The organism is Thalassospira sp. (assembly GCF_002709775.1).
Classification (GTDB): Bacteria; Pseudomonadota; Alphaproteobacteria; order Rhodospirillales; family Thalassospiraceae; genus Thalassospira.
The window spans coordinates 36,886-47,587 of record NZ_PAQR01000011.1 but is presented as its reverse complement, the minus strand read 5'-3'; the positions used below and the strand labels follow the sequence as shown (position 1 = coordinate 47,587).

Below are 10,702 nucleotides of genomic sequence, written 5' to 3'. Positions count from 1 at the left end.
ATTTCCGCCGGAATCAAAGGAACTGCATGGTATCGGCTCTCTGGCATAACGCGCGACCAAAGGTCTTTGGCATTGCCTGTGCGCTTGGCGCATTGATCTCTGATGGCGCGATGGCACAGAATAGCCCGGAAGATCAATCCTTTACCTGGGCGGTTCCCGCCTTTGCCCCGGCCTTTATCCATGAGCAAGGCCAGTTGACCGGCTATGCTGCCGATACCCAGAACTGGTTTGCCGCCCAGCTACCGCAATATCGTCACGACGTTCTTCATGTGCCGCTTGCCCGCCTTCTGGCCGAAATGAAAAACGGCGAAGGGGCTTTGCGCTGCTCGACAACGCTGATCCCGACCCCGGAGCGGCGCGAATATATCACCTTTGCCAAAACCATCCTGCTGCATCTGCCGATCTCGATTGTCATTCGGGCAGAGGATGAAGACCGCTTTACGCCTTATCTGAACAAGGAAGGCCATATTGAGCTGGACCGCCTTCTCGCAGACGAAAGCCTCTCAACGGCAGTGCGCATCGGTCGGGCCTATGGATCGCGCGTCGACGGTCATCTGAACCGGTTCCGCGACACCCATCAGGTCATGCAGGTTGCCGAAGACACCAAGTTCGTTCGGATGCTGGACCTCAAACGCATCGACTGGACGCTTTATTTCCCATCCGAAGCCGAATATTACCGCCGCACCCAAACGCCCGAGCTTGAAATCAAGGCCCTGCCGATTGCCGGCAACACCACCTTGCTTGAAGCCACAATTGGCTGCGCGAAAACGCCCGCCGGTCAAAAGGCAATTGCCGAAATCAACACCATCGTCGATGACAACCCGACCATGCCCTGGACGGAGTTTTATGCTAACTGGCTGGGCCCCAATGACCGTGAATGGTTCAATGCCGCGCGTGACCAATACATCCACGCCGAACATTTCGAAACCCGGCTGGAATACAGTCCTTCCACCGCGCAATAGTCAGAAACAGCAGCTGGTTTTCCCAAGCCAATCCAGTTTGAAATTACCCGCTGCGCACATTCCTCATAGTCCCCAATGCCTTAATCCGATTTCCCCAAATGCTGGGGGCTGCCATGCAGGCAAGACAGGTTGCCGAACATCAGTCCATCGGGTATCACCCCCGCGACCCAAATCCGGTGTTGTTTCAAAAGAACCGATTTGCCGCCTGATTTACCCAAAAACTCAAAGCCCGTTGCGCCAAACCTGAATGCCTGCATCTCGTTCAATACCAAAACTTTCTGTCAAAAATGCCATTGCTGCCGCGGTCACATTTGCGACCTCAATCATGCCATCGGTAATTTCTGCATCTGAAAAGACAGTCGCGCCGGGGCCTGCATCAAGTGCTACCACGCCCACACCAAAGCAAGACATCCTCTGGTTGCTCGACACGGTTCCGCCTGCGATCGAAATCAAAGATGGGAAGTTGTCCGGCTTTGGAATGACCAGCATCGAACATCTGATCAACCGCCTGCCGAACTACAGCATCCGTCTTGAAGTCAAACCGCGCGGTCGCGCATTCGCATCCATGCGAAGGGCTGGTGTCACGCAAAACCAAACTATTTGCATACCGGGCCTTTTGGAAACTGACCACCGCACGCAGGAGTTTGTGTTTAGCGACACAATTCTTTCCATGCTGCCAATTTCGGTGATTGTATCGGCCAAACGCGCCTCTGATTTCTCCCCCTTTATTGATGATGCCGGTGAAGTGTCCCTGACAGAACTTCTCAAGGAACAGGCATTTTCACCTGCCATCGAAGCAGGTCGGTCCTATGGCCGTCAAATTGATAAGGCGATCCGGACAAACGGCTTCGGGGCGCATATTCAAAAAACCCGCCAACATGCGGATTTCGCAAAGATGCTCGAACTTGGCAGGATCGACTGGTTTCTCGCATATCCCATCGAAGCGGGTTATCTATTTGGTAATAACGTGCACGATCACGATTTCACGTCGCTTCCAATTGCCGAGGTGCCCGACATTCTTCACGCCAAAGTTGCTTGTAGCGACACTAAAGCAGGTCGTGACATTATCGGAAAAATCAACACGATCGTGGCTGACATCTCACCGATTGAACTTGCTGAAAGCTATATGACGCATCTGACAACAACCGATGCTGAATACTTCCGCACCTTGATCGGCGAAACGCAATAAAAAAGCCGGCATATATGCCGGCTTTTCTTTTGATCTTTTGATCTGATGATCAGTTCTGATGGACGCGGTTCAATCCCTCTTCGGGATCGTCATCGGGTTCACCATCATCGTCTTCTTCATCTTCCTTGTCCTGACGCTGCTGGTTCTCAACCCCCATACGACGATAAGAACGATAGGACAGTGGGAAGGTGATAAAATAGATCGCGGCAATGGCCGAAAGGGTCAGCCACGGCGAGGACACCAGAAACGCCACCGATGCACCAAACGCCAACATCAACGGCAGCACCCATGCGCGCGGCACCTTGACCTTCTTGAAGCTGAATGTCGGCAGACGCGACACCATCAGGCCCGCAATGATCACACCATAGGGTGCGACGATATAGGGGCTATCAAAGATGCCTTCGCCAAACTGAAAGGTCAGAACAATCGGCCACATGGCAAGGGCGGCTGCCGCCGGGGCCGGAACCCCGGTAAAGAACCGGTAGGCCCATGTTGGCAGCTCAGGTTCGCCCAGCATCTGCGTATTGAAGCGCGCCAGACGCAGCATCATGCAAACCGCAAACAGAAGCGACAATGCCCAGCCAATGCCGCCAAATTCATGGAGCGACCAGAAATACAGCATCATGGCCGGTGCAACGCCAAAGCAGACAAAGTCGGACAAGCTGTCGAGTTCGCCGCCAAAGCGGCTGGATGCGTTGAGCATGCGGGCAAGGCGGCCATCAAGACCGTCAATGATCCCCGCAATCAGAATGGCGGCAACGGCGGCCTCCCAACGATCCTGCATCGCAAAGCGGATCGAGGTCAGACCGGCACACATCCCCATGATCGTCGCAACGTTCGGCACAAGTCGCGTCAGCGACATCGCCTTGAAACGACGGGGACGACGAACGGGATCGATGCCGCCTGCCATTATCGGATCTCCCCGGCTGCGGCGTCCTTGCCCTTGGCCGAGACATCAGCAAGGACGGTTTCACCGGCAATCGTCGTTTGCCCAACAATCACGTTGGGCGAGACACCTTCGGGCAGATACACATCCACGCGCGAGCCAAAGCGGATCAGACCGAAACGTTCACCCGCTTTCAGCTGCGAACCGGTACCGACATCACACAGAATACGGCGCGCAACCAGACCGGCGATCTGAACCACACCGAACTCGCGGCCTTCCTTGTCACGGACAAGAAGGATCTGGCGCTCGTTGTTTTCCGATGCCTTGTCGAGTTCGGCATTGACGAACTTGCCGGGTACATAGGCCTCGCCAACGATTTCGCCATTGACCGGGCAGCGGTTCACATGGACGTTGAACACATTCATGAAGATCGACACACGCGTACGCGGGGTCTTGTCGTCAAGTTCAAGTTCCTTGGGCAGCGGCGCTTGCGAAATCATGCAAACGCGGCCATCTGCCGGGGAAATCACCAGATTTTCATCGGTGGGCGTAATACGATCCGGGTCGCGGAAGAAATATGCGCACCAAAGTGTCAGGATCACGCCGATCCAGCCCAGCGGTTCCGCAATCAGGAACAAGCCCACAGTGATCGCTGCAAAGATCGCAACGAATTTCCAGCCTTCCGGATTGATCGGCACAAGAACGGATTTCAAAGTCTTAATTCCCTGGTTGCCATGGTTGGGCATATCAATTTGGTACCATTGGTACCGTGCGGGCGCTTTCCTACCATCTAGTGATGACAAAGGGCAACGCAACCCGCGTCAAACTGTTTGGCCCCAAACTTAAAAGGGGCAAAACACACTTACCATGTGCTTTGCCCCTCGCAAAGAAAAGTGATGCTTATTGCTGAATTTCTTCGTTCGGCAGTGCAAAAATCTGCCCCGGGTAAATCAGGTCAGGATCGCGGATCTGGTTGCGGTTCTGATGATAGATCACCCAGTATTTCAGGCCTTCGCCATACGTGCGACGCGCAATACGCCACAGGCTGTTGCCCGGCTGAACGACATAGCGTGAACCCGGCTCAAGAATCTGGTCCGGTCTTGCGCGTTCGAACGGAATTTCAACACGTGCGGTCACGGTACCAGCGCTATCAAGCTGATCGGCACGCATGGTGTAATTGCCCGGCTCGATCGGCTCGCCGATGGTCAGTGCCCAGTTGCCGTTTTCATCGGCCGGGGCGGTTCCGACATGCTTGTTATCAAGATAGATCCGAACGGTGTGGTCCAAATCCGCCTTGCCTGACATCGCAACGCGGCCTTCGGTGTCGTAATCGACAATATCAATCGACAGTCGCGGCAGGGTTGCATCCGGGGTATCGGTTTCTTCGGTTGCAGATGCGGCTTCTGGTGCCGGGCCCTGCATGACGGTTGCCGCGCCATTGCCTTCGGCCGGTACCTTAAGCGCGATCACAGGCTGCTTTTCGCTTTCCGGTGCGCTCTCAGCTGCCTCGGCAGTTTCGGTGGTGTCTTCGGATACCGGCGCAGCCTCTTCCTCAGGGATCAGGACAACGACCTTGTCTTCGGCCTTGGAAACAGTACCAGTGGCATCTTCGGCCTCAAGCGACAGTTCGCGATCGCCACTTGCCAGCGGCTTGTTGGGCAGAACAACCCATTCGCCGCGCTCATCAGCGGTGGCTTCGCCAATCACTTCGTCGCCTTCGCGGATACGGATCGTGCTGTTGGGCTCGGCGCGACCGGCGATCACGGCATTTCCATCCGGACCGATGCGCACGACATCAAAGCTTGGATTGGTAATTTCGGGTGCAGCGCTTTCCGGCTCGGATGCCGGTTCGCTTGGCGTCGTTTCAGTCGCAACTGCTGGCGCCTGGGTGACTGCCGGTGCGGTTTCTTCATCCGCACTCTTGGTCAGCATGTAGTTCAGCGCAATCGCTGCAATGATCAGTACAACGCCGACAATGACGAGGATATAGGGTCGCTTCACCGGAAATATCCTTGAACGATGTTTATGTTTTTAACGGTCGCGCTCAAGACACTGAAATTGTTTGCCATATTCCCCTCAAACAACTCGTCCGAGCACGTTAATTAGAAACTTGTACTACTTTCAGCGCGCAGTTTCCATAACGTAACGAACAAACGATACAGCGCAACCGTTAGGCAAAGATGAAGAGAATCAGTCTACTCGCCCCGAGTCAACCTTCGCCTCAAACGGCTCGGGCTGCCATTTCGGCACCGACATAGGCAAGAAGGGCCGCAATGATCAGTGGCAAGGCCAGCACGCCAACCTTGATCACACTGCCCAGAAGCACCGCCTGCGCAGGGTTATCACTTGGTAAATGCGTGGCCAACCTGACCGATGCCTGCCGCCCCGACACCACCAGCAGCAGTACCGCAAAGGCAAGACAGGAAGCCGGAACAATGATCATCGCACTGGCTGCTGCCGCCATCAGCGCACCGACAACACCAAGCCAGACCGCAACACGGTATTGCGGTGCTGCCTTTTCCGAAATCAGGGCGACGATCAACGCCACCGTCAGGGCGGCCTGCAAGACGACAAAATCACTTAACCCGAACAGGTAAACGATGATCCCCTGCCCCAAGGCCAGTGTCATCAAAACCGCAACCGGTCCCGGCTTTGCGAGATTGACAATATCAACCGCCGCATCTGCTTTGCTTGCCTTGGTCTTGGCCGTCTTGGTCTTTTTGCCTCTGGCCGGTTTGGCGGCCTCGTCATCATCTTCGGAGAAGTCCGGTCGCGTCACCCACAGGAAACAACCGCCAACAATCAGAAACGCCAGCCAGGCAATGATCTGGATCGCACCGGGATGGTATGAAAGCCCGCTGATTGGCGCAGCCAACACCAGCCAGGCGCCCAGCAACAGGATCACCCCGGCAACGCCAAGCGATATGCGTTCCGACAGTCGGGAAAAGTCCATAATCGCGCCGCAGATACCGCCAAGCACAAGCATCAAAAGGGCTGCCCCCACGCCACCGCGTGCAGTTTCGGGCAAACCGATGGCTGCCGGCACGGCAACCGCCACCGCCGGAATGATCGCGCCCAGCACAAGGCGGCGCGCAATCGCGCGTTCCAGCCCCAGCCACAAGGCCAGCATCAAAACAGCGGCAATGATGCCCGATATCACGATGGCAAGAATGAATGGACTATCGACAAACACGTTGGGCGGTCCTGCCTTCTTTTTATGGTTACGCTCAATACAGTTTCCTGCGTTAGGAACTACCCATCCCACAATCAGGTTCAGAACTTGTTAACCCTGCGATAAAAAGCGCGCGATCTTAGGGTTTCCAAGGTAGTGCGATCACTGCCACAGCCTGTTGGCAACAATACGGCCAAAGGCGATCAAATCAGGGCACGGGCATGTCACTTAAATTTCAGATGCTGCCATGCGGAAATTACTGCCACAGATGTGATTTGATCGGTTAAGGTCGCTTTCCGTACGGGACGATGCGCAAATCATGCGCCGTTCCGCTACCTGCGAAACAAGAAACACAAGGCAGGTCGCCATGACTAAAGTTAAATCAATCTGTGTCTTTTGCGGTGCGTCAGATGGCAAGGACCCGCGACACATGGAAAATGCCATCGCCTTTGGCAAGATGATGGCCGAACGCGGCATCACGCTGGTTTATGGCGGGGGTCGCATCGGTCTGATGGGGGCCGTGGCAGATGGCGTCATGCAAAATGGCGGAACCGTGGTGGGTATCATTCCGGCCCATCTTGATGATATCGAAGTCGGCCATACCGGCCTTTCCGAACTGATAGTTTGCAAATCCATGCATGAACGCAAGGTCGAGATGTTCCGGCGCTCGGACGCCTTTGTCACCCTTGCTGGCGGCCTTGGCAGCCTGGACGAGGCGTTTGAGGCCATGACGCTGCGCCAGCTTGGCATTCATGACAAGCCGATGGTGTTCCTCAATGCGCTTGGCTATTGGGACAAGTGCTTTGACATGATTGACGGCATCATTGAGGACGGCTTTGCCCGCCCAAGCCACAAGAACCTCTATACCGTTGCCAACACGCTTGATGAAATCTTTGAACAGCTTGCCGCCGAGCCGGCCCCGCGCTTTGACCCGCGCGAAAAACTGTTCTGATCAGAACATCACTCCGCATTCAAGCATCAAGACGCCGTCCGTTTCACATCGGGCGGCGTTTTTTTTGTTACAGCGTCGTCACCAATCGATGAATTTGCCCGTGATGTTCGTTTGAGCATCGCCTGAAAAGGCGCGGTTTTCTGCCGCGTTCGCCATCTTCTGAATATTCATATGAATGTCATGCTTCTGAAATCTTAGTGACAACGAAGCCGCGTATGATCGCTTCAATGTTCAAAACAACAAATTGAACGATCAAATGAATATTTCTGCGCGACAACGCGACATCATCGACATCCTGCGCCGCGACAGCTTTGTCTCCATCGACAAACTGGCAGAGCATTTTGACGTTACCCCGCAAACCGTGCGCCGCGACGTCAATATGTTAAGCGACGCCAATCTGGTGCGCCGTCGCCATGGTGGTGTTGAATATGCCGGTGAACCGGGCATGAACCTGTCCTATGACAGCCGCCAGGTCACCAATATCGCCGCCAAGCACGCCATATCCCTGCACGTCGCAAGCCTGATCCCCGACGGGGCATCGATCCTGATCGGGATTGGCAGCACGCTGGAACTGGTGGCGCTTAATCTTGTCGATCATCGCAACCTGACCGTGATTACCAACAACATGAATGCCGCGATGGCGCTGGGCAACAATACCGGCAACCGGATTGTCATTCCCGGCGGCACGCTGCGCCTGCCTGATCGCGATGTCATCAGTCCCGAGGCCGAGGCGATGTTTAACAAATACAAGGTCGATTTCGGCCTGTTTGGCGTCGGCGGGATCGAGCCGGACGGGACGTTGACCGATTTCGATCATCGCGAAGTATCCCTGCGCCAATCGATTGCGGGTAATTGCCGCAATTCCATCCTTGTTGCCGATCAATCGAAATTTGGCCGCCCCGCCCCGGCCAAGGGCGGACACATCACCGACCCGGACCTGATCGTGGTCGATGGCGTCCCGGGTGGCGTTTTCGATCCGTTGTTTGACCGCCAGGACGTTCGCGCACGTCTGCAAATTGCCAAAAGCGAAAATTACGAATGACTGACCAATCCCCCTTTATTCGCATCAATTCCGTGTCGCGCGTGTTTAACGGCGGCAATGGCGTGCATGACCTGTCACTCGACATTCCGCGCGGAAGCTTTGTTGTTCTGTTGGGCCCATCGGGCTGTGGCAAGTCGACGACCCTGCGTCTGATCGCCGGACTTGAAACCGCTGATCAGGGAAGCATCGCCATTGGTGGCAAGGACGTCACCAGTACCCCGCCGTCGAAACGCGGCCTGTCGATGGTGTTTCAGTCCTATGCTCTGTTCCCGCACTTGAGTGTGGCGGAAAACATCGTCTTTGGCCTGAAGGTCCGCAAAACCAAAAAGGACGAGATCAAGACCCGTCTTGAGGATGCGCTGCGCGTCACCGGCCTTGAAGGATATGAGGACCGCAAACCAGCCCAGCTTTCCGGCGGACAGCGCCAGCGTGTGGCATTGGCACGCGCGATTGTGGCCGGTCATCCGCTGTGCCTGATGGATGAGCCGTTATCGAACCTTGATGCCAAGCTGCGCCATGCGGTGCGCAAGGATATCCGTGATCTGCAACAGCGCCTTGGCATCACGGTTGTTTATGTCACCCACGATCAGACCGAAGCCATGAGCATGGCCGATATCGTCATTCTGATGAAGGATGGCCGGATCGAGCAGGTCGGTGATCCGGCGGATCTTTACCTTAAGCCCGCCACCGCCTTCGCCGCGGGCTTTGTCGGAAGCCCGCCCATGACGCTGATCCCGGCAAATGCCCTCCCGGCCGCGGTCATCCCCGAAGGATTTGCCGCCAACAACCTCACCTTTGGCATTCGCCCAGAAGATCTGGTCCTGAGCACCGATCCCAAAGCCATAAAAATCGGCATTCCTGCGACCGTCACAGGCAGTGAATTCCTAGGTGCGGAGACATTTGTTTTTGTTGCGATCCCGGGCACCGAGGGGGCCACCGCCCGTCTGCCCGGTCGCGTTGAAATTTCGCCCGGGACAAAAGTCTCGCTCAGTTGGGCTGGCGCTGCGGCCCACTGGTTTGATGGCGAAGGCGGTCATCGTCTGACACCGACGGTACCGGGCACATCAGCGCAAGATACCAAGATCACCTCTCAACCTGACACTGCAACTTCGACACTTTAACAGGGAACTTTTGTCCATGCGTAACATCGTAACCAGTGCTGCAATCGCAGCCGGACTGATGGCAACGGCGGCAAGCCCGGCCTTTGCCGCCACCGAGTTGACCATGTATTACCCGATCGCTGTTGGCGGCCCGCTGACCAACGTTATTGACGGCATGATCGAAGGTTTTGAGTCCGAAAACCCGGATGTCAAAGTCAACGCCATCTATGCCGGCAACTATGACGACACCCGTCTGCGTGCGGTTTCCGCCATCAAAAGCGGCGACCCGGCACAGCTTTCGGTCATGTTCTCGATCGACGTTTACGACCTGATCGAACAGGACCTGATTGTCCCGTTTGATGATGTTGTCAAAACCGCAGAAGACAAGGAATGGCTGAACGGCTTCTATCCGGCGCTGATGGCCAATGGTGATGTTGATGGCAAAACCTGGGGCATCCCGTTCCAGCGTTCGACCATTGTCATGTACTACAACAAGGACATGTTCCGCGCAGCCGGTCTTGATCCGGAAATGCCGCCGCAAACCTGGGAAGAACTGGTTTCCACCGGCAAGGCGCTTTCGAAAGACGGCAAATGGGGCCTGATGGTTCCGTCCACCGGTTACCCGTACTGGATGTTCCAGTGCTTTGCCATCCAGAACGGCAAGGAACTGATGAGCGGTGATGGCACCGAAACCTATTTCGACGATCCGGCCGTTGTCGAGGCACTGCAGTTCTGGCGCGACCTTGCAACCGAAGAAAAAATCATGCCGGAAGGCACCATTGAATGGGGCACCCTGCGCCAGGCCTTCGTTCAGGGTCAGACGGCCATGATGTGGCATTCGACCGGCAACCTTTCGGCTGTCAAACGAGAAGCACAGTTTGATTTCGGCGTTGCCATGCTGCCGAAACACAAACAGCCGGGCTCGCCGACCGGTGGTGGCAACTTCTATCTGTTCAAGGACTCAACCGATGAGCAGAAAGAAGCATCGCTGGCGCTGATCAAATACATGACCGCACCGGAACGTGCGGCAGAATGGTCGATTGCGACCGGTTATGTCGGCGTTACCCCGGCGGCTTACGAAACCGATGCGCTGAAATCCTATGTCGCGGACTTCCCGCCGGCACTGGTTGCGCGTGATCAGCTTGAAGTCTCGGTTGCCGAGTTCTCGACCTATGACACTGCACGTGTTCGCGAAGGTCTGAACAACGCCATCCAGGCGGCCCTGACCGGCGAGAAAACCCCGGAAGAGGCCCTTGGCGATGCCCAGGCCGAAGCCAACCGTCTTCTGCGGGCCTTCCACTAAGAACGCCCGATCTGCACGCCGAAGCGGGAACACCCCGCTTCGGCGCCTTTTCTTTGATGATTTTATTTATCCGTTTTGATCGCAGGACGTGCCGAC

The 10,702-nt window shown here is 55.8% G+C and carries 11 protein-coding genes; 6 read left to right on the top strand and 5 right to left on the bottom strand.

Translation table 11 applies throughout. From position 1 onward, the window contains the following. Positions 1-26: 26 nt before the first annotated feature. Complete coding sequence (locus CMO10_RS06190) at positions 27-962, top strand: TIGR02285 family protein (RefSeq protein ID WP_297019719.1); 936 nt, start codon at positions 27-29, stop codon at positions 960-962. A 222-nt stretch (positions 963-1,184) separates the two neighbouring features. Here the strand turns inward: CMO10_RS06190 and CMO10_RS06185 are convergent, their stop codons facing one another. After that, positions 1,185-1,451 carry a hypothetical protein gene (locus tag CMO10_RS06185; RefSeq protein ID WP_297019716.1) on the bottom strand — a complete coding sequence of 89 codons (267 nt, stop codon included), beginning with the start codon at positions 1,449-1,451 and terminating at the stop codon, positions 1,185-1,187. On the opposite strand from CMO10_RS06185, the gene CMO10_RS06180 reads away from it, so the two are divergent. Further along, positions 1,441-2,151: a hypothetical protein gene (locus CMO10_RS06180; protein WP_297019712.1), complete on the top strand. Its 711-nt coding sequence runs from the start codon at positions 1,441-1,443 to the stop codon at positions 2,149-2,151. The two genes, CMO10_RS06185 and CMO10_RS06180, sit on opposite strands and share 11 nt — an antisense overlap. A 49-nt stretch (positions 2,152-2,200) precedes the next feature. On the opposite strand, the gene pssA is transcribed toward CMO10_RS06180, so the two are convergent. The 4 genes from pssA to CMO10_RS06160 all read right to left on the bottom strand — a co-directional run bounded on the left by pssA (position 2,201) and on the right by CMO10_RS06160 (position 6,230). Beyond that, positions 2,201-3,061, bottom strand: coding sequence for a CDP-diacylglycerol--serine O-phosphatidyltransferase (gene pssA, locus CMO10_RS06175; RefSeq protein WP_008890307.1), 861 nt, complete (start codon positions 3,059-3,061; stop codon positions 2,201-2,203). Next, entirely contained in the window at positions 3,061-3,783 is a 723-nt protein-coding gene (locus tag CMO10_RS06170) for a phosphatidylserine decarboxylase (protein ID WP_297019709.1), read from the bottom strand. The genes pssA and CMO10_RS06170 overlap by 1 nt, the downstream gene beginning before the upstream one ends. Positions 3,784-3,937: 154 nt before the next feature. Then, a complete protein-coding gene (locus CMO10_RS06165; protein WP_297019706.1) occupies positions 3,938-5,038 on the bottom strand; it encodes an Ig-like domain-containing protein in 1,101 nt (366 codons plus the stop codon). A 220-nt stretch (positions 5,039-5,258) separates the two neighbouring features. Beyond that, a complete protein-coding gene (locus CMO10_RS06160; RefSeq protein WP_297019703.1) occupies positions 5,259-6,230 on the bottom strand; it encodes a hypothetical protein in 972 nt (323 codons plus the stop codon). Positions 6,231-6,576: 346 nt separating this feature from the next. Between CMO10_RS06160 and CMO10_RS06155 the strand changes: the two genes are divergently transcribed. From CMO10_RS06155 to CMO10_RS06140, 4 genes are all read left to right on the top strand, one after another. After that, entirely contained in the window at positions 6,577-7,161 is a 585-nt protein-coding gene (locus CMO10_RS06155) for an LOG family protein (protein ID WP_297019700.1), read from the top strand. Positions 7,162-7,417: 256 nt separating this feature from the next. Then, a complete protein-coding gene (locus CMO10_RS06150; protein ID WP_044829480.1) occupies positions 7,418-8,203 on the top strand; it encodes a DeoR/GlpR family DNA-binding transcription regulator in 786 nt (261 codons plus the stop codon). Continuing rightward, positions 8,200-9,324, top strand: coding sequence for an ABC transporter ATP-binding protein (locus CMO10_RS06145; protein WP_297019696.1), 1,125 nt, complete (start codon positions 8,200-8,202; stop codon positions 9,322-9,324). The genes CMO10_RS06150 and CMO10_RS06145 overlap by 4 nt, the downstream gene beginning before the upstream one ends. Positions 9,325-9,340: 16 nt before the next feature. Beyond that, positions 9,341-10,606: an ABC transporter substrate-binding protein gene (locus CMO10_RS06140; RefSeq protein ID WP_297019691.1), complete on the top strand. Its 1,266-nt coding sequence runs from the start codon at positions 9,341-9,343 to the stop codon at positions 10,604-10,606. The last annotated feature ends 96 nt before the right edge of the window (positions 10,607-10,702 follow it).